Source organism: Streptococcus sp. 68 (assembly GCF_013277415.1).
In the GTDB taxonomy this organism is placed as follows: Bacteria; Bacillota; Bacilli; order Lactobacillales; family Streptococcaceae; genus Streptococcus.
Genome location: NZ_VMMX01000001.1, coordinates 14,741 through 39,554, shown reverse-complemented (window position 1 = coordinate 39,554; position 24,814 = coordinate 14,741). Strand labels below are relative to the sequence as shown.

The window sequence follows — 24,814 nt, the reverse complement described above, 5'->3', positions numbered from 1 at the left end:
GGCTAGCCCTCCATCGGCACAAAGTTCCCAACGATAATCCCCACAATCCGATGATCTTCCTCATAGGAGATGAAAATATCCTTGTATTTAGGATTGATAGAGACCAGACGCAATCCATTCTCCTCTCGATAGACCCGTTTGATATAGGTCTGGTTGTTGCAAACCACTGCATAAACCGCCCCGTCATAGTCAAATCCTGTCTCTCGAATCAGAGCTACTGAACCATTTTGGTATTTAGGTTCCATGGAGTCCCCAGACACCCATGACGCAAAATCATGGGCCAACTCCTCATTAAAGTAAACCGTATCAAAATTCTGATCATCGTAGACCGAAGCCCCAATCCCTGCTGACATGCGTTCATAAACACGGTACTCGTAGAGACGCTCTGGAATAGCTGTTACTTTTTGGGCTTGCTCCTCTTGAGATAGGTTGCGAGCATAGAGAACAACCTTCTCCTGCCCTTGCTTGGAGAGGCTATGGTAGAGACGGACAATCTCGATCTGAGTAAAATATCCTTTTGGTACTTTTAAAATATTCTCTAGCTGGAATACCTTCTCCTTGGACGGTTCCTTGACTCCACGTTCCCAAGCTGAGTAAGCCTGAAAGCTAATCCCAAGTTGCTCTGCAATTTCCTTTTGTGTTAGTTTTAACTCTTTCCTCCGAGCCTTTAATTTTTCTGGCTGATACATACTTCACCTCCTATTATGATGATTTAATGGACATTATCTCCCTTAGAAAGACTAATCGATGCTTGAATCCAGATTTTTAGGACTCAACCAACATGGTTTAGTTTTATTGTATAAAAAAAGTAGACAAATGTCCACTAGGAAAAGCAGAAACATCGTGAGTTTTATACTCAATGAAAATCAAAGAGCAAACTAGGAAACTAGCCGCAGGCTGTACTTGAGTACGGCAAGGCGACGTTGACGCGGTTTGAATTTGATTTTCGAAGAGTATTAATCAAACTAAAAGGACCTAGCCCTATACAATACAGAACTAAATCCTTTGAATGAATAATTGCTCTAACTTTTAGAATTCTTACAGAAATTCCAGTTTTTCTCTATTTGATACCAGACATTAGTTTTTCAATACGTGGAACGTAGAAGAGTAAGATAATACCGAATACAATCGTAATTCCTCCAACAATTCCATAGTAAGCCACTTCAGTTTCGCTTGTATAAAATTTTACAATTTGAGCATTGATAGCTTGGGCAGCAGCGTTACTCAAGAACCAGATAGACATCATTTGTGCTTGGAAGGATTTTGGTGCTAGCTTAGTAGTGACTGATAGACCAATAGGCGAAATCAACATCTCCCCCACAATCACAATAGCCCAACTCATAATCAACCAGAAAGGACTGACCTTAACATCTGTCCCAAAGAGCATCCCTGGTAACATCATCCACAAGAAGGATAAACCTGCTGCTAATAAACCGTAAGCAAATTTCTTAGAAGAGGACGGTTGCTTTTTACCCATTTTCCCCCACAACCATGCAAAAATCGGCACATAAATCATAATGAAAAGTGGATTGATACTTTGGAAAAAGCTAGATGGGAAATGAATCTGATTCCCAAATACATTAAAGTAAAGTCGAGTTTGATCATCCGCAAATAGAGCGAGAACAACAGACCCCTGCTCCTCAATAGACCAGAAGAGTACTCCAGCGATAAATAAAGGAATGTAGGCAAATACTCGGGATCTCTCAGTAGCAGTTATTTTCTGACTAGATAAAATTTTGAAGAAATAGTAGATTGGAATGATTACCGCAATCACTGTAAAGATATTAACAATCATATCCACGTTAAATTGGTGAGTAAAGACTAAGCCTATAATCACCAGAATAACCATGACAAGTGTAAGTAGCAAGCGTTTAATCAAGGTCTGCTGGTCCTTCTGTGAAAGTGGATCAGTGGGGTAAAGACTTGATTCAGGAAGATATTTCTTCCCATCTAAAACATACTTCACCAGACCAAAGAACATCCCAATGGCAGCTAATGAGAAACCTAGATGGAAATTGACTTCCTGACCTAGATAACCTACTAAATAAGGGGCAACGAAGGCACCTAAGTTAATACCAAAGACAAAGATACTAAAACCTGCATCCCGTCTATCATCCTCTTTCTCATAAATTCCCCCAACCATATCTGAGATATTGGGTTTTAAAAATCCAGTTCCAAAGATAATCAAGGCAATAGAAAGATAGAGAGCCACTTGTCCAAAAGGTGTTGCCAAAGCAATATGCCCTAGCATAATCAGAATCCCACCGTAAAAGACAGTCTTACGGCTTCCTAAAATACGGTCACTGACAAAACCACCGACAACCGAGGACAAAAATACCAGTGAGCCATAAATCGCCATAACCGATGCAGCCGTGGTCTTATCCATCCCCAACCCACCATCTTGCACACTATAGTACATATAGTAAAGTAGGATAGCTCGCATCCCATAGTAAGAAAAGCGTTCCCACATCTCTGTAAAGAAGAGGGTGGACAAGCCCATAGGATGTCCAAAAAATGTTTTCTGTTTTTCCATATATATTCTCCTTGAACGATATAATAATTCATTTTACAGAATTTTCAAATAAATGTCAAACAAATCCTGTTTGTTTTAGAAAATTTTCTGAAAAAATCTAACGTCTCATACTTAATTCCACCATAAAAATCCATTTCAGACTAACTTCCACTTCGGTCAGGCAAATGGAAGTTACTTTGAAAAATCACCTTTAAAAATTTGCTCTTGTTTCGTTTAAAAATGTTCCAAACCTTGAAACATACTTATCTTTTCCTCTTCAGTAAACAAAAACATCCCTATGCAAAACTTGTAATTACTAAAATACAAGTCAATAAGCATAGAGATGTAAAACTATTACACATTAAATAATAGAAATTGTGTACGAAATTTCTCAATTAGTTTTCATTAGTAAATATCATTTCCAACAAACGCCCTCTCAATTCCTTATCCTGATGATGTAAGATATTCATTAACTCATGAGAATTTTTGGCATTGATGAATTGATTTAACAATCTATCTTTTAATTCATATGGAAGAGAAGCCGTCTTTAGTAGTCTAAAAACTTCATCATTTAGAGATGTCGTTTTATTATCTTTCAATTCAAATCTAGCTGTATCATTCTTATTTGGCAATTCAATGATAGACACATTCGTTCCTTTAAAATGAATTCTATGCCTTCTATTACTTGGAACGATACTAGAATCTCCTTGTAATGTTAACTCTACCATCCCCATTTCCCAATCGATTGATAATCTTGTTTTATATCTTTGACCATTTTGATCTTCAATCATTTCAAAAGAATGTTGTTTTCCTGGGAATACATACCAATCTACAACTTCAGGTAAATCAACACCCATATCTATCTCAGAACCAACCAAGGGAATGATTGCACCACTTTTTGCAAACACAGGCATCGTCGAAATGTCTCTATAAACACTCAACTTCACACCACCTGTATATTTTTTCTCTGAAAAGAAGTCATACCATTCACCTTCAGGGAACCATACATCTACTTTTGCAGATTGGAATTCCAAATCCATCTTTTCTACAATGGGAGCCACCATCAGTTCTGTTCCAAAAAAGTATTGGTTTGGGACATTATAACTCTCATCATTCTCTGGGTAGAAATAATACATTGGGCTAATTAATGGGGCACCTTCCTCGTGTGTCTTTACATTCATGGTATATAGATATGGAATCATCTGATGTCTCAAACGAAGGTATTTCTTCATAATCTTAGATGTTGTTTCTGAAAAAAACCAAGGTTCTTTACTATTGAAGGGACTTCTAGAACTATGTAATCGAGTGATCGGACTAAAAACACCAAACTGTAGCCATCTAGTTTGTAGCTCCTCGTCATAATCCCCCAGCATGTGCCCACCGATATCATGGCTCCACCAACTATAACCGATATTTGATGCTGTCGCTGTAAAATAAGGTTGAAATCTTAAGGAATTCCAACTAATAATGGTATCTCCTGAAAAACCAACAGGGTAGCGGTGGCTACCAGGACCTGCATACCTTGATAAAATTAAGCCACCTTCTGCATTTTTACAACTATCCTGATAATGATAATGGTTTAAAAGCCACAGTGGATCCAACATGCCTTGAGTCCCCTGTTGCCAGTCAATCCACCAAAAATCTACTCCCTGCTTTTCTAGCTTATAATGAACATCTTTAAAGTAGGCTTCCCTAAAAGAGGGATTAAAAAAATCAAAAATAGCAGGTTCTTCTAATTCTACATTTAACCCCAATCGTTTTGCGACTTGAGGATAAGCTTCTTCATAAGCCCGTATACCATCAGCAGGATGGACATTTAAGGAGAGTTTTAACTTTCTATCATGAAGTTGTTGCAATAACTGTTCTGGATTAGGTATTAAGTTTCTATTCCAACTATATCCTGTCCAGCCACTTCCAAAACGGGTTGGAATTTCAGTTATATGCCAATCCATATCTAAAACACCGATAGATAATGGAATGTTCTCTGTTTCAAATCTGTCTATTAAATCCAAGTATTCATCCGACGTATAAGGCCAATATCTACTCCACCAATTGCCTAAAGCATATCTTGGCAACAAGGGTGTTGAACCAGTCAAATGGTAAAAGTCTCTGATTGCTCCTCTATAATCATGCCCATAGGCAAAGAAATAGAGGTCAATTTGATTTTCTCTCTCAATATAACCAGACTGTTCATCCCAAATAAATCCTTGAGAATCATCCAATAAGGCTATACCATTTCTGCTAATAATTCCATCTTCTAACGAGATTGCTCCATCTGCCTCATCCAGAGTCCGAGCTGTTCCTTTTAACGTTTCAATAGATTCACCAAAATACCAGCGACTACCATATACGGCAAAATTTCCTTTTAATTCTATAAATAAATTTTCGGCGTTAAATTCTCCTTTATTAAAGTGCAGATGAAAATAGTCCGTCATAATATCTAGTACGTTTGATGTCTCGATATAATCTAACGAAACTTGGCCAAAATCTCTATTATAGATAAGTTGTGTAGTCCTATCCTCAAAACTTCCAGTTTGAGAGTATTCTAACCTTACTAGCTTGTCTGTTAATACAGAGATTCGATAAAACTCTCCCTTAAAAATTTTCAATTTGTTGTCCTCCTTTTAGTAAATTTCTTTACCTTATCAAACATTTTATTTGTTATCGTTACATTCATCAATCCACAAAAAGCAAATCCCCCAAATGTAAATACGTAAATAGCTGTTAAAACGCGTTCTGGACTACTAAAACTCATATATAGTACAGAAATATTAAATAAAACCAACATGATAGCTTGTATTGGATTTAACATACAAATTAATACGCTATTTACAATACTATTTTTTAGATTATCTTTAAATAGACCAATATAGGGAAAAATAACACTCATCAAAAGTATTATAACAAATAAAAAGGGCAACACTAACAATAAACTATACTCTGAAAGTAAACTTGAATAGCCCCAAAGACAATAGTTCACATATAAAAGTAATTCTATTAGGAGGATAAACAACCAAATAAAAGTTGATTGTTTAAAATTTTGTCTAAAGATCCGAAAATAATGATAAGCAATATCGGTATCTTTACCTTTTAAAATACGATACCACATTGTCGTAAGAGAAGTTAGTGATGCCCCAATTGTAACTATTGGAATACAACTAACAATAAATAGAGTATTTAAAATAATTAAATCTGTCAAAAAAGTTAAAATTCTAACCACTTTTCCATCTAATGAAAATAATTTTTGCATAATAGATATCTCCATAAAATCGATTGCCTTAACTCTATATTTTAGAATGTCAGTTGCACAAAAATATTACCTAAATTATTTAAAAAACATTTCCAAATTTCTTTAAAAATTAGAATAAAGGAAGCGAGATAATTTGATGTTATCAGTCTCGCTTCCTGTAATTAGCTAGTCCCTTGTTTATACAACCAAGAGTTCATATAAAGTATTACTCTTTGACTTCTTTTTGGTAACGATTATATGCTTCCTGTTGAATCTTCATAAATTCGTCCAATCCCATATTCTTAAGAGTTTCTTTGTATGAGTCCCATTCTTTTTCTATGCCACCTTCAACTACCCATTTAGATGCTTGTTGTTTGACATAAGATTCAATACTCACATAGATTGATGATAATTTGTTAAGCTCTTCTTGTGAATAAATCACATTAGGGTAAGCTGGCAACGCAAATTGTTTCAAATCTTGGTCCATCTTCAATTTCAATCCATCACCTTGTGTTTGATCGATTTCTACGCGACTATTGATATCATCGCTTACGTATTTAGGACCAAAATCTCGAAGTGAATTAATCCATGCATACTCATCGGCTGATTTACCATCTTTAGGAGGTAACACTTTAAACTTATCACCATTCTTTTCAGTAGCTATTCCAAATGATCCATAGAAATTCTGAATACTTGCTTCATCTGTATATAATTTATCCAACCATTTCAATAATTTAGCAGGATTTTTGCTCTTATTTGTAATCAAAATTTCATTTCGACCGTAGTTGTAATGATCTGGATCAGAAAAGACATATTGTTTACCATCCATACCTTTTAAAGCAGGTAGAGCAATATACTCACTTGAATGTAAGCCAAACGTTGCATCTGCTGTCCAACCACTAGAAACACCTACTCTAGATACTCCCTTATCCATACGTTTTGCTACACTCATAGAGGTATCTTCTGTAAAGATTTCCGGATCAATCAAACCTTTTTTATAAGATTCGTGCATTGCTGCAATCCCTTGTTTATAACTTTCCTCTGTACGAAGGTAGACTGGTTTCCCATCTTTTACAGACATTTCATATGTATTATCTGCCCCTAAACGATTATTGAACGGAAGAATATATGAGAATGTTGGATCAAAGTTTCCTGCTCCAAATGGGATTTCATCAGAAGCGTCTCCATTTCCGTTCGCATCTTTATCCTTAAATTCTTGTAGTACTTTTACTAAATCATCATAAGTTTCTGGAACCTTTAATCCTAAATTATCCAGCCACTTTTTATTAATAAATAGCTGATTAGCTACAGTAGGACGCATCGGTAATTTTTTAGGTAGACTGTAGATATGACCATCTGGTGAAGTAATCATAGCTTTAATCTTAGGTTCTTTCTCCATAGCCTTAGTTAAATTTGGCATGTTTTCTTTGATTAAATCTTCCAATGGAATAAATAAAGATTGGTTCTGAGCAATTTCTGAATCTGTAAAAGCATTTGAACCTAAAAATGCATCTGGTAAATCTCCACTAGCAACCAACACAGATTTCTTATCTGCCCAATCTGCAGCTACAAGTGTGTCCCATTTAACATCGATACCTGATTCTTTGGCAGAATCAGTTAGAAAACCTTTATGATAATCTTCTCCCCAGTCAGACCAACGAACAGTTGTGATTTTATAAGAATCTTCTCCAGACTTATCGTCCTTATTCGCATTATTAGAATTTGCACAGGCTGTTAAGCCAGCAAGTGTAACTGTTCCTAAGAACAAATATGTAAATGATTTATTTTTCATGTTTTTCTCCTATTCTTTCAAGGCGCCAATCATTACGCCTTGATTAAAATATTTTTGAACAAAGGGATATAGCAACATAATCGGAGCGGTTGAAATAACAATTGCTGCATATTTCATCATATCGGCTTTAATACGAAGATCTGATGCAACTTCTCCTGTTGCTTGCGATTGTAACATTTGATTACTAATTAGTAAACGTCGTAAAATTAATTGCAATGGCTGTAAATTTTCATTCGTTAAATAAATTAAAGCATTAAACCACGAATTCCAAATACCAACTGCAGTCCAAAGTCCAATAACTGCTATAATAGCTTTTGATAACGGAACAACTATTTTAATAAAATAACGAATTGTACCACATCCATCAATTTGCGCAGCCTCCCACATCCCGTCTGGAATACTATTATTAAAGAAAGTTCTAGCAACAATAATATTGTATGATGAAACCGCAAAAGGTATTACCATTACCCAAAATGTATCAATTAGGACAACATTCTTTACTGTTAAGTAGGTAGGAATCAAGCCACCTGATACGAACATAGGGATTATGTATAGAATACTCATCCATTTTCTACCAACTAATTCTTTTCTAGATAAAGCATAACCAGCTGGAATATTGACTACTAAAGCAACTAAGGTACCAACAACAGTATATAAAATGGTATTTAGATAGCTACGTAAGAATAAAGGTTGTTGAATAAGACGTAAATATCCATCTAATTTCCATTCTCTTGGAATAAACCATACCTTCCCGTTTGCAACATCTGAAGGATTACTAAAAGATGCAATCACTACAAACCATAACGGATAAACAATTAACAGGATAAGGAAAATTGCTAAACCATAGGTAACTATATCAAATAATAATTCAGAGTTTGTTTTTCTTGATTTATGAAACCATCTCACTTGAAGCACTCCTTCCTTTAAAAAAGACCCGTTCTAGTATATCTTTTTGAGAACCAGTTAACAGATAACAAAATTATTAGATTGACTACGGTGTTAAATAACCCTATAGCTGTCGAATAACTATACTGAAAATTCACCATACCAACTTTATAAACATAGGTCGAAATTATCTCACTTCCTGCTAAATTAAGAGGATTCTGTAATAGTAACACTTTCTCAAAACCTACACTTAATAAACTACCTGCTCTTAATATTAGCAAAATCATAGCAGTTGGCAAAAGTAATGGTAATTCTATATGCCTAATTTTTTGTAACCTAGAAGCGCCATCCATAGTTGCAGCCTCATAATATGTAGGATCAATTGCAGAAAGCGCCGCCAGATAAATAATACTATCCCAACCAATATGTTGCCATACATCACTCCAAACATAAACACCTGCAAAATGACTAGGTTTTGATAAAAAATCTGGAATAGTAATTCCAACAGACTTAAATACATTCGCTAACAAACCACTAGTAGGAGATAAAAATAAGATAATCATCCCACACATAACCATTGTAGAGATAAAATGGGGTAAGTAAGTTGTCACTTGAAATATTTTTCTAAATTTCCCAACTCTTAACTGATTACTAATGATAGCTAGTATAATAGGTAAGGGGAATCCTACTACAATACTATAAAGTGAAATTTTTAATGTATTGAACATAGTTGTCCCGAATTGGAATGATGAGAAAAATTGAGTAAAGTACTTAAATCCTACCCACTGACTAGCAAATATACCATTGGCTGGTGAATAGTCTTTAAATGCAATAATAAGTCCCAACATGGGAATATAGGAAAATAAAATTAATAGCAATATTGAAGGAAAAAGTAATATATATAACGGAATACTATGCTTTAATTTTATTTTATGAAGTTGAGATGCTACTTTCATGTTTTTCCTCCCATCTGATTTTCTACGATTATTTTATACCATATAGAATTCCCTTAATAGAACTTTTTGGACTAGGTTTATCAATTTTTCAGTTTTTTAATTTTAAAAACTATTACTTTTCCGACATCTTGATAAAACATATCTGTTTTGTTACATGATATCGTATTTTCAAAGTGCTATAATTTTAAGAGGAGAATAGTATATGAAATTAAATCACGACTTATCAAAAAAACATTCCATTCATTTTTTCTTTAAACTCCTACTTGTACTACTATTGATAAATATTTTAATCAATATTGCTATGAGTAACATAACCAGAAATTTTATTAAAAACCAAAATATAGTACACCTACGTAGTTCAATTGAAATTTATGCTGATTCTGTTAATGAGAAATTGCATTCTGTAGAACGCTTTATGTACTCAACAATAACACATAATGAATCTTTAGAGAACTTAAATCATGTACAAACGTTTCTTGAGTATCAAGAAAATCTTAAAAAAGTTCAAACTAGCTTTATAGAGTTTGAATATCAAAATGAAACTCATATGACATTCTTATTAGAAACCGATAGTACTGAACATTTTATAAACGTCTCCAATCTTTATATTCCATATGAAGATTATCTACTATTAAAATCAAATCTAAAATCATTGCGTAGTGATATAAGTGACCGTAAATGGAAAAATGTAACTACTAAAAACAGCGAATACTTAGTTAAATCTGTTCATTACGAAGGAAAAATCATTTATGCCGTCATATCTTCAGAAGATATCCTAAAACCTCTAAGAAAACTCAATATTGGAAATAATGGTAAACTTTCCCTAAAAGAGCCTAACAATATACCCTCCGAAAACTACCTAATTCATGCTCAAAATGAAAAAACGCATTTACCTTTCGATATTTATGTTTTAGTCGATTATGCCGAAGTCTTTAGAAATATCACACTCTTAGAAGTATTTTTATCAGCTGTTCCTATCATTATCACCATTTTATCAATCATCATTATCCTGTATATTCGTCAGTGGATGATTAAACCAATAACAAGACTCACTGAACGACTCTCTCAACTCGGGGACTCCATCCCCCCCTCTGAATTTTTTATATCTGAAAGTATACTAGAAATTGATAAGGCAAATGATAAACTTAATAAAGTAATATTTGACATGCAAGAATTAAAAATACGGGAATACCATTCACAACTAGAACTTAAGAAGATCGAACTTAATTATCTTAAGAATCAAATCCGGCCGCATTTCTACTTAAATATGTTATCAATGATTCATAGTATGCTTCAAACAAAAAACTACAAGGAAATTGAAGACTTAACTATACTAACTTCAAATTATCTCCGTCATTTATTTATGGCTAATCAAGATTTTTCCGAACTTAAAGATGAAGTTCAGCATATTAAAGATTATTTAGAAATACAACGAATTCGATATGGAAATAATATCCACTTTTCACTAGACTACAATTCTGATCTACAAAATACTCTTGTCCCATCGTTACTTTTACAAACATTTATTGAAAACACAATCAAACACGGTTTTTCATTTCAGGATTTATTTACAATTTTACTATCAATAAAAAAAGTAAAAACTGAGAACTCAGATTATATTCAGATTTGTATCGAGGATAATGGTCCAGGTTTCTCTGAAGAAATTTTATCAAAACTAAATCAGAAACAGTCTCTAATAACAGAAGATGGACATCATATTGGGATCACAAACACCATCGAACGTTTAAATCTTCTCTATCCCAACGACTATACTATTACATTTGAAAATAATGAAGAAGGTGGGGCTAAAATTCTTTTACTTATTCCATACAAGATTATAGACGGAGGTTATAATGAACATCTTATTGGTTGATGACGATCGTTTTATCATTGAAGCTTTACGAGAGAAAATAAATTGGGCTAAACTACACATTGACATTGTTTATGTTGCCTATAGCCTCACTCAAGCTCAAAATATTATTAGAGAGCATCCTATTGATCTCATGATAAGTGATATAGAAATGCCTCAAGGTAGCGGTCTCGAACTCTTATCGTGGATTAGAAATGAAAAATATGATATAAAAACAATTTTTTTAACCAATTACGCCGACTTCAACTATGCTCAAAAAGCAATTGAATTGCAAAGCTTTGAATACTATCTAAAACCCATTAACTTTGAAAAATTAGAATTTATTATTCAAAAAGCCATTAGTAAAATTGAGAATCATAACTTAAATGGAAAAAATGATGTACTTTTACAAATAGAAGATAACTTCTGGTATGATTACCTTAGAAAACCTCAAATTTCTCGCATTGATGAGCTAGAAAATATAGCAAGCAAACAAGATTTTATTCTTCAAAAACACCAGTATTTTTTTCTTGCAGTTTTAACAATCAATCTTAATGAAGAAGATTATTCTGCAGAAACTCCATCATGGACTTCTCAACTAAAAAGAGAACTTCAAAGAATTTCACAACCTTCTTATAAGCTGATAAGTCTATTCAAGATGGAAAGCCAGGTTGATCAATATGTTTGTCTTTTTAGAGTAGACTCATCAAAACGTAGTGACAAATTGGCATATGAGATTCATTCTCAAATTTCTAATAACTTTAGTAAATACTCCAACATTATATATAAGAGTTGCCATAAAATATCCGATATTTTATTTCATACCAAAGAACTCTACACTTATAATGAACAATATGTTTCTTATTGGAATACTATTACATGTGTTCCACATAGTTTTCCAACTTCCTTTAAAACAGAAACTCTTTCAATTACTTTTTTAGATACCCTAAGTGAATACGAATTAAGAGAAAAAATTAATTCACTTGCCTATAATTCTCAAATTCCTACTTTCACGCTACAACAAATTTTACTAGATTGGACTCAACAAATAGGAATATATCTAGATCAAAATGGAATTTCAGCTCATAAATTATTCCAAAACAGCACTCATGATTTCTTATTCCAACGACGCTTTCATTCAATTGAATCTTTTCAGGATTACTTTGATTATTACTGGTCACATGCTAAGAAATTTGCAACAAACATTGAAAACCAAAAAAATAGTATTCAACGCATCGTCGAATACATAGATCATCACTACTATGAAGATATAAATCGTTCTATATTAGCAGATATGGTTTATCTCAGCGCAGATCATTTAGCTAGAATTTTTAAAAAAGAAACTGGAGAAACTCTTGTTAAATATATAACGGATAAACGCATTAATGCTGCTAAATCTCTCCTATCTCAAACAAATATCTCGATATCACAAGTATCTTGTCAAGTAGGGTATGATAATTATTCTTACTTTACTAAAATTTTTAAACAAAGGACTGGACTTTCTCCTGGAGATTACCGTAAAACTTATCAAAACAAAATGTAAGCAATCTAAATCATTGAAATGATAAGTAAAATTCAAGGTCTGTAGTAATTTTTGACATTCTACAGTTTTTCCAAAGATAAGTTAAATGATAATTTTTTAGATTATCATCAGGACAATATCTTTCAGTCTAACATATCTCCAAAAATTTCTTTAAAATTGTTGATAAGGCAACTTCTTAAAAAGTCAGTTTGAGAAAAACAGCCAGCAAATATTTCTAGGATAAAACGTATACTATCAAGCTTTTACTGAACTGCACCCCAAAAGTTAGACAGAAAAAATCTAACTTTTGGGATGCAGTTCAAAGAAACCTGATAATATGCGTTTTATTATGGAAATATTTGCTTCATTTTCTCTATTTCTAATGACTTACTTCAGCTTCTTACCTCTTAGAAAGAACAACAAAAATATGAACTGGCAAAGTTTGGCATCATCAGTAATCCAGAACAATTTGTTTTTACATATATCGACACAAAAGGAAACATCAATAAGCCTTTACATGCTGACTATCTAAACAACAAAATGAAAAGTATTAGAAAGCGACATAAAGAGCTGACACATGCTACACCTCATAAATTACGCGATACAGGTACAACTCAGATTTATGTCAATACTTCTCATGTAGTTCCTATGGCAGTTGGTGAATTTGCTTTAAAGTCTCTAAAACAATGAGGTGAAAATAAGGTAAATTTTGAGGTGAACTTTTTCAAAAAGCATAAAAAAGCACCCATAAGGTAAACTCTTGAGTGCGTTGAAACGTTGATATAATCGGATTGATTAACGTTTTGAGAACTGTGATGCTTTACGAGCCTTTTTCAAGCCTGGTTTGATACATTTTTATTTCAACAAATTTCGTCATTCCTTTAAAATCAACGTTTTCCCGTGTTTCCTGAAAATAAATTTACAACTAATTTGAATAAGTTTCAGTTAAATGGTGTGAATTTTGCCCTATAGAAACATCTACCAAGTAATTTATATCTTCCAACTCTCCCTCATCAAACATTTGATAAAAAACATTTTATAAGGCAGCATTTACTTTATCACATTCATCAATTAATACAATTTTGATTTTTCTAGACAATAAATCATTAGCTTCTGTAAAAAACTATTGCTGTAGATTTATGGAAATAAATTACTTTTTAGTGTACTCATAAATTACCCCTGCGTCACTTATCAATTATCACCTAACTCCCTCAACCTTTCCTGTCCTATCTTCAACATCTCTTCTTCCACCGTGTTCCATTTTCCAAATAGGCATTCGTGTAAAACTTCTGCTGCTGAGGTTTCGTCTACTTGCGAATCATAAACACACGATTGATCTCTTTGATAAATTTGAATCTGTTTAAAAAATTCATCCTTTTCTAACTCCCGTAAGTTATCAACCAAATGTTCTACAATTCCATCATGGTGTGCTTTAGGAGTCGCTCTAGCCTGACTAGGATCTATGGCGTAGAGCTCCTCATAACGTATCAAAGTACTGAGATAGGACAATTCTGGCTTAGTCGCAATTAGTACAAGTGAGACTTGATAGCCTCTAGTTGTCAATAATTGTGCTGTTTTTCGAGGAACTTCGGTTGTTCTCAAGGTACCCTCGATTAATAAATGATAACCTTGCTTACTCAACTCATCTACAAGATATTCAACCATTTGTCCCGCGAATACTTTGGTATAATCCACATTATCTTTACCATACTTTTCCTGTAGACCAAGGTAGTTCGGATGAAAAGAGCGATAACTATCTCCATCAATGATAATAATATTTCCTTGAAATTCCCTTTGTTTAATTCGATGAATCGTTGTTTTACCAGCACCACTCTGTCCACCAAGCAAAATAGCCTTGGGCTGAGATGAAGTTGTTTTTCCACGAGTTAAAGAACGAACGAGTCGATTAGAGACTTTAATAAAGTCATCCTGGCTAAATTTATCTAATTTCATTAAACCACCACCAGATGACTAGCTTGTTCTAGCACACGTTCAATGCCATCCAAATAGCCATTATATCGCTCTACTTCCTCAAAAGTAGCAACAAGATAAATCTTCGTGTTAATCAAATCAGAAAGATCATCGCTCATTAGAACCCAAGGATTAGAACTATCATCAAATTCAATTCCTTGTTCATCTTGAAAACGATAAAGTTGCGCTAAGATATTCGCTCCTCGTTCCTTTATCAATTCTATTTTTAATGTTAAGTGATAATCTTCTACTGGTGTGAGCATTTTTTCCTCCCCTACAATATCGAGATAGGAAACATTAAATTTTTTGCAGATACGATCTACTAATTCTGTCGAAACTGAACTTGTCCCATTCTCATAACGGCTGAGGCTATTTCGAGAGATACCAATAATCTTTGCGAATTCAGGTTGGGTGAGATCATGTGTTTTACGTAATGTTTTTATATTTTCTCCAATCATAAGATCCCTCCTTCTATTTATTTCTATTATAGCACAAAAAAGAAACGCACCATTTTTGATGCGTCAAAAAACACAAACTTTATTGCTGTATCGAAAGACTGAATCGGCATAAAAGCATTACCACTTTTTGAAATATTGACTTTTCTAAATTCACCTGCCCAATGATACATATCTTCAAACAAAAATTGATGAATTTTCAATATATCTTCTACACTATAAACTGGGATAGAATTGATAAATAATTTCAAACTCTTACTAGCAACCATACGATATTCAAGATCGCGTGCTTTTTGCTCATCTCGTTCTTCCTGCTTATTTCTTAGAACTGAAGAATCTGGATAGGTATATAAATTATTCGGATCAATATAGTCATAAGAATCATAACATTTACGCTTCATTAAGCCATCCCCAGAGCAAGAGCTTCATCTCGTAATTTTTCAACATCACTAACCGTAGGTCGCCATCCTTCAATCATATTTGTACTTAAAGCATACCAAACACTCTTAAAAACGGAGCGGTTTTCAAAAGCTACTCCCATGATTGTCATCTTTTCTTTATCTATATCTAAGGACATATACTACCTCCTATAGTTACATTATACCATGTTTCTCTGTAGCTTTTAAATATTTTATTTTGTCTGTAATCTCTAAATTTCAGCACATTTAGCCTATTTTATAAACTTCAAACTCAAAGATGAAAACGCGTTCTTTTTGCTTTTTTACTATTGTATCGTATTCTACGATAACATACTTTACTGTATTGTTTTTTTAAAGTAACAGCAGTTCCCTGTTTATCAACTATTCGAACTACTTTCTATTTTGCTTCATACCCTACATAGCAAAAAAATAAAATGAAAAAGCAGAGAAGAATAACTTAAAAAGATCTCTTCACTGCTAATGTTAACATTCATTATTTAAACTATATGGATTCTATCATCGAATATACTTTTTTTCTTATTAAATGCCTTGCTCTTCTTTCACTAGTTTTTGATCATATACACGGATGAATGGGAGATAAACTAAGAATGCTGCAAATGCACAAACGAGAGCAACTAATACAGCTCGAAGATCTGCTGTCCCTAAGAAAGCTCCAATCCCTACTGGAGTTGGCCATGGAACCTGTGCGATAATTGGCTTAATAAAGTTTAGAGAATTCGCTACGTAATAAATAGTAGCAGTAACCATTGGTGCTAAAATAAATGGTATAGCCAAGGCTGGATTATAGATAATAGGTAATCCAAAAATTAATGGTTCATTAATATTAAATAAGGCTGGAACTACAGATGCTCGTCCTATTGCTTTAAGCTGTTCAGATTTAGAGGCAAAAGCAATATATAAACATAGGCCTAAAGTTGCACCAGAACCACCTGCAATTACAAACATATTAGAAAATTCACCTGCAACAGCGAAGTGCCCGCCAGCAGCATTTTCAGCCATATTAGCAAGAGCAATCGGATTAACAAATGCAAAAACAATGTTAGCACCGTGGATACCTACAATCCAAAGTAATTGAGTCAACAGATAAATAATCATTAAACCAATCCATGAATTAGTCAGATTGGATACAAAACCAAATGGAATTGCAATGACTTTAAAAATATCTGTTCCCATTGCTACAAGAAGACCGTTGATAAAGATAACAACGAATGCAACAACAAATCCTGGAATCAAAGCGGTAAATCCACGAGAAACTCCTTCTGGAACAGCTTCAGGCATTTTAATAACCCAATTATTTTTAACACACATACGATAAATAAGAACTGTCACAATTGCCATAATGATTGCGGTAAAAATCCCCGTTGTCCCAAAACGTGCGACTCCATTTCCCATTGCCCATCCATCTGCAATTACTGCGCCTTCTTTTAGACTTGTCACAGCCTTCATCATTCCACCATCAAAAATGATTTGCGGTACTGTCATGACAAAAGCCATCAAGGCAAGCAAGGCACCATTAAGAGGATTCATATTGAGTTCTTCTTCCTCTGCATAAATTTTTGTCAATTCATATGCAAGTGATAGAACGAAATAAAGAGATAGAGAACCCATAGTCGCATAGTTTGCAACCATGTAAAGTGATGTGAATTTATCAAATGAAGCAGAGAAAATATCTGCCACAATTGGCCAAAATGAGAAAGCTTGTGGCAAAATACTGAATACCAAAAACATTGATCCTACAATAGTAAATGGTACAGCAGCCATACCTGCAGCCGTGATAGCACGCACTACTTTAAACTGAGCAAGTTTGCCCATTGGTCCCATAACATGGTTTTCAAGGAAACCAAACAACCCGTTTTGTTGATCCATAAATAGACCTCCTTAATAAAACATAATAATTTTTACTTTTTAAAGACTAGTTTCAAATACAAATGATACTAGATCAGGATTATAAACTAAGTGAGTTCTTTTCCAATTGGACAAATTGTTGATAAGCCTTATCTGTTCGTTTATAAATTTTTTTAATTCTTCTAATGTCTAACAAACTCAGAACTAAACCTAATAGAAGAACTACAAAAACAAATAAACGTGCTACTTGGTTATTTTCAAAAATCGGAAAAAGATTCGTAAACCAACTTGTCCAAGTTAAAACAAGTAATCCTATTGAAATAAGCATTTGTATTCTAACAAACATTAGTGTTATTCCCAACTTTTCTTTCCTATCTCCATAAAGTTTAAATTGTTCAACAGTTGCCAAAATAGAAAATACTATGAGCATAATGGGGAAAATAATAATAAGCGAGGGACTAATAAACTGATTCAAAAGCCAATAAACATTTCCAAAAAAGAAGAGTGCTATTGAATAACGTAGAAGAAGATATCGATTGAAAAAAGTATTAGTTAGAGCCATCTCTCGACGTTGTTGTTCAATTTTTTGTCGTTCTTTTCTATCCATATCATTCCCTCCTTATATTTAGTTAACTTTCTTATAAAGAGCTAACATTTCCTTTGCTACTTCTAATAATGTCATAGTGGTCATTAAATGATCTTGAGCATGTACCATGATAATTTCAATTTTAATTTCCACTCCACTTGCGTATTCTTGCAAGAGTTTGGTTTGTGCATGATGCGCTTCAAGAATTATCTCATTTGATTGATTTAATTTACTTTCTGCATCATCAAAACTACCTTCTCTCATTTTTGCAAATGCTTCATGTATTTCTGACCTTGCATTTCCCGAATGCAGGATAATTTCAAATGCTGCAACCTGCAGTTCCTCTTGATTCATATGAACCTCCTATTTTATCTTCTCAAATATGTTAATAAAATCTTCAAAGTTATTGCAAGATATTAGCTGATTTTGCAATTCAGCATTCTCTGTCAGAGAGACTATCTTTTTAGTCACAGTTGCCAAACCTTCGTTCCCATATATTGATGGAGATAGAAGAAATACTAGCTGAACATGTGAGCTTTGATTATCCCAGAATAACGAATCTTTACAAATTGCAACCGAAACCTTTCCCTCTGTACCAAAGGGCTGAATAGGATGCGGAACTGCAATTTTTTCAGAAAAAACAACTGAACTTAATTCTTCGCGCTGTTTAATTCCATAAAGTAAAGATTGTTCAAACTCATTTGATTCGCCAATAGATAAACCCTCAATCATCTTTTCAAGTAAATTTACCTTGTCTGATTCAGTACTTATTAAAAAATTTTCTTTACTGAAATACTGTCTGAAGCTGTTGTTTTCAAATTTGCTAATCTTTGATGATTGTACATGACTAGAAACTTGCATCTGATCCATAGCTTTTCGAATCATTTCCATCTCATCACTCTTAAGAAATACACTAACTTTAAAAACTGGAATTTGAAAATATAGATTCGATAAATCAACAGCTGATACTATAAAATCTATTCCTTTAAGTTTTTCTTGATTCAATTCATAATAGCCTATTACGTCAACAACTTCTACTCGCTTCCCAAACTCCGTTTCCAAACGATTTCTTAACATTTGGGCTGCACCAAATCCCGTTGCACAAATAGCAAGAATATTAAACTTAGTACTCTCTTTGCTACGTTCCATAGCAGCTAAAAAGTGAAGACTTACATATGCTATTTCATCATCTGATATTGACCACTCCATGAACATATCCATATTTGCAAGAATTTCTCTAGTCATAAAGAAAATATCACTATAATTCTGTTTAATTTCCTCTACCAAAGGGTTATTTAAGGTAATCCGACTTTCTAAACGTACTTGTAGTGTCATTAGATGAGTTATCAATCCTTCAATTAGTTGGAAATCTGAAGAAAAGTGATACATATCATCTAATCCTAAATCCTGAAATGTTTTAAATAAAGATTTTTTTAAAACTTCTTCAGAAATATTCTTCTGATTTTTTTGACATTGTTGACTCTTAGCTAACAAATGCAAAGTAATGTAGTCTATTTCCTGAACTGGAAATTCCTGATTTGTTACTTGACTTACTTTAGAAAGAATTCTTTGGGCAACCTTTCTCTCTATTGCATCATCAGTCATCTGACAGTCTATATTTTTTATTTCAAATCCGGATTTTAAACGAATCATAGACAATGCTATGTGAACTACTAAGTTCTGTAGTACAAAATCAGATAGTTTTAGGTTGGCCTCTTGGCATTCATCCAAAACAATTCTAGCAAATTCTTCTAATGGTACAGTTTGATCAAAAAAGTTAAATTTCACATAACAATGTAATGTTTTTAAAAATTGATTCTCTAGGAAATAATGCATGATAAAACGTCGTTTATCACGTTCCTCACCTGAGACATAGACTCCTTTATTCGCCCTACTCTCAATAGACAAATTATACTCTGATAACATCACTCGTATCTTTTTGAAATCATGAGATAATGTTGAACGACTAACGTAAAGTTCATCAGCTAAATCATCAAAAAGAACTGGAACTTGCTCAAATAATAATTTATTTAAGATAAATACTAAACGATCATCACCTTTTGAAACCGCAGTTTTCGTATAGTCTTCTTCCAGTTCATAAGTTTGTCTAAACTCCTGGTAAGCACCTTGATTTTCAAAAAATATTTGATACCCTTGACCTTGTTTTGAAATCAACTGGACGCCTTGAATTATCATGGTCTTCTCAATTAGTTTCAGTGCATTACGAACAGTTCTATCTGAACAGGATAAATATTCTGCCAGTTCTTTGCTTGTAACAAAACGTTCCTTATTTTTTATTAAAAATTGAAGGATATCTTTCTCTTTAATGTTTAACACATTTATTCCCTCCTAAAACGTAGGTTTTCATATATTAAAGCATATTATACACTTAAATCAGTTTATATCAAACTCAAAACAATTTAGCTTAACTTAAATATTTAATGGCATTTTATATGTTTATTAAATATTCTCAAGAATCAAATTGGCCATTTTTTCAATACCCATTGGAATAGGAATATATGCTTGAGGAGGTATTTGTACAACTGGTTTTCCTGCTTTAGAACCAGCCTCTTCAAATTGCTTAAAGTACATTTTTGTTTGAGGACTGACGAGATATAAATCAAAATCTGCTGCTGCGATAGCTTTCCCTCCTTCAGTAGCACTAACAGCATCAACTACAATATCTTTCCCTTTTCCTTTTAGAAACTCTGTTGTTTTCTTTGCCATAAGTGATGAAGACATTCCTGCTGCACAAATAATTAAAGCTTTTGCCATAATATTTTCTCCTTTTCTTAAATCCAATCAAAGCTGTGCTAAGTTGGCTTATTTGTTATCTAATCTCATTATAAGATAAAGCGTTTTCAATGACAATTCCCTCATTTTCCTAAATGATATGGAAAAAAATTATTTATACTTCAATTTATAAAATAAAATTATTCCTGAAAATAGAAATGAAACACTATTTGCTAAAATCAAAGGTAAGTCACCTATACGAATACCATGAGCAAGCCACAATGCAATACCAATAACTTGCATAACATACATACCTAGAGCAATAGATTCCGTATCCTTTGTCTTAACTACACGAAAAACTTGTGGTAAAAATGCAAATGTTGTTAAAATTGCTGCAATACTTCCAATCATATGTTACCCCAATTTACTAAACAAACTGAGAATAACCTCAGTTTGTTTACACTATTCTACTGATTCGCCATTAGATGAAATAACTTCCTTATACCAGCCAAAAGATTTTTTCGGGGAACGATTATAACTTCCCTTCCCATTATCATCTTTATCTACATAAATAAAGCCATAACGTTTCCGCATTTCACCGGTACCAGCTGAAACCAAATCAATACATCCCCATGGAGTATAACCCATTAAATCAACACCATCTTCAACTACAGCCTTTTTCATTTCACGAATATGGGCACCTAGATATTCAATTCTATAATCATCATGTACCATACCATCTGCTGCAACTTGATCTATAGCTCCAAAACCATTTTCAACAATAAAGAGTGGTAAGTGATAGTGGTCTGTAAACCAATTTAACGCATAACGCAAACCTTCTGGATCAATTTGCCACTCCCATTCAGAAGCCTTAACATAATTATTTTTTACTAAATCCTCTGTTTCAAGATAATCAAAATAAGGATTATTTTCACGATGAGAATCGATAGCAAAGGACATGTAGTAACTGAAACCAATGTAATCTACAGTCCCACCAAGTAAATCTTCTTTATCCTGCTCTGTAAAATCAACTGAAATACCTTTTCGTTCCCAATACTTAAAAATATGTTCAGGATATTTACCTAAAACATGCACATCAGCAAAATAATAACGTTTCTGCATAGCTTTCATTGCCATTAAGATATCCTTAGGATTGCAAGTAGCTGGATAAATTGGACACATCGCAATCATACAACCTATTTGAAAATCTGGATTAATCTCATGACCAATTTTTACAGCTCGTGCAGAAGCAACTAATTCGTAATGTGCTGCTTGATACATAATTGCTTCTCTATTATCACCTTCCTCATATACAATACCTGAGTTAGTAAATGGTGCAAAATCTTCCTGATAATTCGCTTGATTATTGATTTCATTGAAAGTCATCCAATATTTAACCTTATCTTTGTAACGTTTAAATACGACTTCTGCAAAACGAACAAAGAAATCAATCAATTTCCTATTTTTCCAACCGCCATATTCGGTCACTAAGTGATAAGGCATTTCAAAATGAGATAGAGTGATGACAGGTTCAATACCATTCTTTAAGCATTCATCAAAAAGATTATCATAAAACTGTAATCCCTCTTCATTAGGTTCTAACTCATCACCTTTTGGAAAGATACGTGTCCATGCAATAGAGGTACGGAAGCACTTAAATCCCATTTCAGCAAAAAGTGCTATGTCTTCTTTATAACGATGATAAAAATCTATCGCCTCATGATTTGGATAATATTTACCCTCTAAAACTCCCGAAGTAATTTCACGAGCTACTCCATGGCGACCAGCAGTCATAACATCAGCAACACTAATTCCCTTGCCACCTTCTTGCCATCCGCCTTCAAGTTGATGAGCAGCAACAGCTCCACCCCATAAAAATCTATCTTTAAAAGTAGTCATCTTTTTTCCTCCTGACTTTGATACTCTTATTATAAACCTCAAACCAAAATATGAAAACGCATTCTTTTTCCTTATTGTTAAGGAAAGAAGTAATTTTTAACGGAAATAGAACAATATCTTCTTGTATTCTCGTAATGATATCTTTACGATTTTCAATACTTTTAAACTACAAAAACTCTCACAATAATTCTAATTTCCTGTGTCTATAAACGACTTATCGCTTTCTGGTATCCCAGAATCATCTTCTATATAACGTTCAACTTGCATCTGCAAGTGATATTTTTTTCTTAAATCTAAGATTTTCTGCATTGTCTTTGATTGATGATGTTTATCTAAAGCTTCTTGATTTGTCCACTGATCAATAAGGAGAATAGTTCCCTCTTTTTCAATTGGTAAAAAATATTCGTATTTCAAGTTACCTTTTTGATTTCTAATTTCTTCAACAAGGCCCCTATCAAGCATTTCTCTTGCAAACTTTATTGCACTATCTCCATCACCCTTATAATATACATGAATAATCAATGTCATCTCATATCCTCCAAAATTATCCTTCAAATTTTCAAAAACAAGCTTAGATGAGAATCTAAACTTGTTTTTTATGAACTAATTATCTAACGTTTCGCCATTACTTTCAATCACTTCTTTATACCAATAAAATGATTTTTTCTTATGGCGATTTAATGTTCCAGATCCATCATCATTTCTGTCTACGTAAATAAAGCCATAACGCTTACTCATCTGGGCCGTTGAAGCTGATACTAAATCAATACATCCCCATGTAGTATAACCTAACAATTCTACTCCATCCTCAATAGCTTCACCTACTTGTTGTAGATGTTTTTTGAGATAATCGATTCTATAGTCATCATCAACAGTAGGTCCATCCGCACCTTCAATTAGAACGTCTTTAGCACCCAAACCATTTTCAACAATAAACAACGGCAACTGATAACGATCATAAAGATTATTCAACACTATACGTAAACCAATAGGGTCAACTTGCCAACCCCATTCTGAACTTTCCAAATAAGGATTAGCAATTCCTCCCAATAAATTTCCAATGCCTGATTGATAATTTTCAGGATCATGTGCTTGAACCGAACTCATATAATAAGAGAAAGAAATAAAATCCACAGTATTTTCAGCTAATAACTCCTTATCCCCTGATTCAAATTTGATATTGATATCATTTTCTTTAAAGAATCTTTGAATATATTTAGGATATTTACCGCGAGCATGAATATCTGAAAATAGATAATTCTGATTCTCAAATTCACGCGCAGCCAACACATCTTCTGGCTTCGGTGTCATAGGATATGTTGGCATAGCCAAAACCATACATCCAATTTTAAATTCTGGATTAATTTCATGTCCAACTTTCGTTGCCAAAGCGGATGCAACTAACTCATGATGAACCGCTTGATAAAGATCTTGTTTAGATAATTTCTCGACTGGAGTTGCAATACCGCCACTCATAAAAGGAACATGTAAAACAGAGTTGATTTCGTTAAAAGTCAACCAATATTTGACTTTATTTTTATAACGATTGAAAACAGTTCTAACATAACGCTCATAAAAACCAATCAAATCACGATTAACCCATCCATTATATTTTCTAGCCAAGTGCAGTGGGGTTTCATAATGGGATAATGTTACTAAAGGTTCTATTCCGTATTTAGCTAGTTCGTCAAAAAGATTATCATAAAACTGTAATCCTTCTTCATTTGGTTCCAATTCGTCACCATTTGGAAAAATGCGTGACCATGCAATCGATGTTCTAAATACCTTAAATCCCATTTCTGCAAATAAAGCAACATCTTCTTTATAACGGTGATAAAAATCGATTCCTTCCAATTTAAGATTATCTTCTGTAGGTAGTTCTGTAATGAATGGATTTAGATCATTATCACTTACTGGAATTCCACCCCTAGGTGTCACATCCTGAACAGATAAACCTTTACCACCTACATTATAAGCACCCTCATACTGATTAGCTGCTGTAGCTCCACCCCATAAAAATTCTTCAGAAAATTTACTCATTTATTTTCTCCTTTGTTTTTTTCTATACTTATATTATAATTAAATAAAAGTGACAAATCTTGCACAATAATAGCAAAAAACGATACTATCCTATTAAGAG

At 33.3% G+C, this 24,814-nt stretch carries 22 protein-coding genes and 2 pseudogenes; 3 read left to right on the top strand and 21 right to left on the bottom strand.

Features of this window, described 5'->3' with window-relative positions:
• Window positions 1-2: 2 nt before the first annotated feature.
• From HT720_RS00195 to HT720_RS00165, 7 genes are all read right to left on the bottom strand, one after another.
• The gene (locus HT720_RS00195; RefSeq protein ID WP_173274366.1) at window positions 3-689 is read right to left on the bottom strand and encodes an XRE family transcriptional regulator; all 687 of its coding nucleotides are present in this window, start codon (window positions 687-689) and stop codon (window positions 3-5) included.
• Between the two features lie 371 nt (window positions 690-1,060).
• Window positions 1,061-2,533 carry a peptide MFS transporter gene (locus HT720_RS00190; protein ID WP_173274365.1) on the bottom strand — a complete coding sequence of 491 codons (1,473 nt, stop codon included), beginning with the start codon at window positions 2,531-2,533 and terminating at the stop codon, window positions 1,061-1,063.
• Window positions 2,534-2,907: 374 nt separating this feature from the next.
• Window positions 2,908-5,121 (bottom strand): TIM-barrel domain-containing protein, encoded by a 2,214-nt coding sequence (locus tag HT720_RS00185; RefSeq protein ID WP_173274364.1) that lies wholly within the window; start codon window positions 5,119-5,121, stop codon window positions 2,908-2,910.
• A complete protein-coding gene (locus tag HT720_RS00180; RefSeq protein WP_173274363.1) occupies window positions 5,118-5,762 on the bottom strand; it encodes a YesL family protein in 645 nt (214 codons plus the stop codon). The genes HT720_RS00185 and HT720_RS00180 overlap by 4 nt, the downstream gene beginning before the upstream one ends.
• Before the next feature lie 205 nt (window positions 5,763-5,967).
• A complete protein-coding gene (locus HT720_RS00175; RefSeq protein ID WP_049521062.1) occupies window positions 5,968-7,533 on the bottom strand; it encodes an extracellular solute-binding protein in 1,566 nt (521 codons plus the stop codon).
• A gap of 9 nt (window positions 7,534-7,542) precedes the next feature.
• Entirely contained in the window at window positions 7,543-8,439 is an 897-nt protein-coding gene (locus HT720_RS00170; protein WP_173274362.1) for an ABC transporter permease subunit, read from the bottom strand.
• 17 nt (window positions 8,440-8,456) lie between these two features.
• A complete protein-coding gene (locus HT720_RS00165) occupies window positions 8,457-9,374 on the bottom strand; it encodes an ABC transporter permease subunit (protein WP_000861540.1) in 918 nt (305 codons plus the stop codon).
• 202 nt (window positions 9,375-9,576) lie between these two features.
• Between HT720_RS00165 and HT720_RS00160 the strand changes: the two genes are divergently transcribed.
• The 3 genes and pseudogenes from HT720_RS00160 to HT720_RS00150 form a co-directional block, all read left to right on the top strand.
• Window positions 9,577-11,247, top strand: coding sequence for a histidine kinase (locus HT720_RS00160; protein ID WP_173274361.1), 1,671 nt, complete (start codon window positions 9,577-9,579; stop codon window positions 11,245-11,247).
• On the top strand, window positions 11,228-12,766 hold the full coding sequence (locus tag HT720_RS00155; RefSeq protein WP_173274360.1) for a response regulator: 1,539 nt from the start codon (window positions 11,228-11,230) through the stop codon (window positions 12,764-12,766). Before HT720_RS00160 ends, HT720_RS00155 begins: the two co-directional genes overlap by 20 nt.
• 345 nt (window positions 12,767-13,111) lie before the next feature.
• Window positions 13,112-13,435 (top strand): annotated as a pseudogene (locus HT720_RS00150) (site-specific integrase); the annotation flags it as partial.
• 280 nt (window positions 13,436-13,715) lie between these two features.
• On the opposite strand, the pseudogene HT720_RS10130 reads toward HT720_RS00150, so the two are convergent.
• The 14 genes and pseudogenes from HT720_RS10130 to HT720_RS00085 all read right to left on the bottom strand — a co-directional run.
• A pseudogene (locus HT720_RS10130) lies at window positions 13,716-13,862 on the bottom strand (AAA family ATPase); the annotation flags it as partial.
• 74 nt (window positions 13,863-13,936) lie between these two features.
• Window positions 13,937-14,698, bottom strand: coding sequence for a type II toxin-antitoxin system toxin PezT (gene pezT / locus HT720_RS00145; protein ID WP_173274359.1), 762 nt, complete (start codon window positions 14,696-14,698; stop codon window positions 13,937-13,939).
• Complete coding sequence (gene pezA, locus HT720_RS00140; protein WP_173274358.1) at window positions 14,698-15,174, bottom strand: type II toxin-antitoxin system antitoxin PezA; 477 nt, start codon at window positions 15,172-15,174, stop codon at window positions 14,698-14,700. Before pezA ends, pezT begins: the two co-directional genes overlap by 1 nt.
• A 26-nt stretch (window positions 15,175-15,200) precedes the next feature.
• The gene (locus tag HT720_RS00135) at window positions 15,201-15,572 is read right to left on the bottom strand and encodes a Fic family protein (protein ID WP_240156306.1); all 372 of its coding nucleotides are present in this window, start codon (window positions 15,570-15,572) and stop codon (window positions 15,201-15,203) included.
• Complete coding sequence (locus HT720_RS00130) at window positions 15,572-15,748, bottom strand: hypothetical protein (protein WP_000050754.1); 177 nt, start codon at window positions 15,746-15,748, stop codon at window positions 15,572-15,574. The genes HT720_RS00135 and HT720_RS00130 overlap by 1 nt, the downstream gene beginning before the upstream one ends.
• Before the next feature lie 382 nt (window positions 15,749-16,130).
• Window positions 16,131-17,477, bottom strand: coding sequence for a PTS cellobiose transporter subunit IIC (gene celB / locus HT720_RS00125; RefSeq protein ID WP_173274357.1), 1,347 nt, complete (start codon window positions 17,475-17,477; stop codon window positions 16,131-16,133).
• 79 nt (window positions 17,478-17,556) lie between these two features.
• Entirely contained in the window at window positions 17,557-18,063 is a 507-nt protein-coding gene (locus tag HT720_RS00120; protein ID WP_173274356.1) for a hypothetical protein, read from the bottom strand.
• 18 nt (window positions 18,064-18,081) lie between these two features.
• The gene (locus tag HT720_RS00115) at window positions 18,082-18,396 is read right to left on the bottom strand and encodes a PTS cellobiose transporter subunit IIA (protein ID WP_001070943.1); all 315 of its coding nucleotides are present in this window, start codon (window positions 18,394-18,396) and stop codon (window positions 18,082-18,084) included.
• Between the two features lie 9 nt (window positions 18,397-18,405).
• On the bottom strand, window positions 18,406-20,379 hold the full coding sequence (locus HT720_RS00110; RefSeq protein ID WP_173274355.1) for a PRD domain-containing protein: 1,974 nt from the start codon (window positions 20,377-20,379) through the stop codon (window positions 18,406-18,408).
• Between the two features lie 123 nt (window positions 20,380-20,502).
• Complete coding sequence (locus HT720_RS00105) at window positions 20,503-20,817, bottom strand: PTS cellobiose transporter subunit IIB (RefSeq protein ID WP_173274354.1); 315 nt, start codon at window positions 20,815-20,817, stop codon at window positions 20,503-20,505.
• A 129-nt stretch (window positions 20,818-20,946) separates the two neighbouring features.
• Complete coding sequence (locus HT720_RS00100) at window positions 20,947-21,186, bottom strand: SemiSWEET transporter (protein ID WP_000580381.1); 240 nt, start codon at window positions 21,184-21,186, stop codon at window positions 20,947-20,949.
• Between the two features lie 51 nt (window positions 21,187-21,237).
• Complete coding sequence (locus HT720_RS00095; RefSeq protein ID WP_173274353.1) at window positions 21,238-22,674, bottom strand: 6-phospho-beta-glucosidase; 1,437 nt, start codon at window positions 22,672-22,674, stop codon at window positions 21,238-21,240.
• A 189-nt stretch (window positions 22,675-22,863) separates the two neighbouring features.
• The gene (locus HT720_RS00090) at window positions 22,864-23,202 is read right to left on the bottom strand and encodes a putative quinol monooxygenase (RefSeq protein ID WP_173274352.1); all 339 of its coding nucleotides are present in this window, start codon (window positions 23,200-23,202) and stop codon (window positions 22,864-22,866) included.
• 75 nt (window positions 23,203-23,277) lie between these two features.
• Complete coding sequence (locus HT720_RS00085) at window positions 23,278-24,714, bottom strand: glycoside hydrolase family 1 protein (RefSeq protein ID WP_173274351.1); 1,437 nt, start codon at window positions 24,712-24,714, stop codon at window positions 23,278-23,280.
• Window positions 24,715-24,814 lie beyond the last annotated feature (100 nt).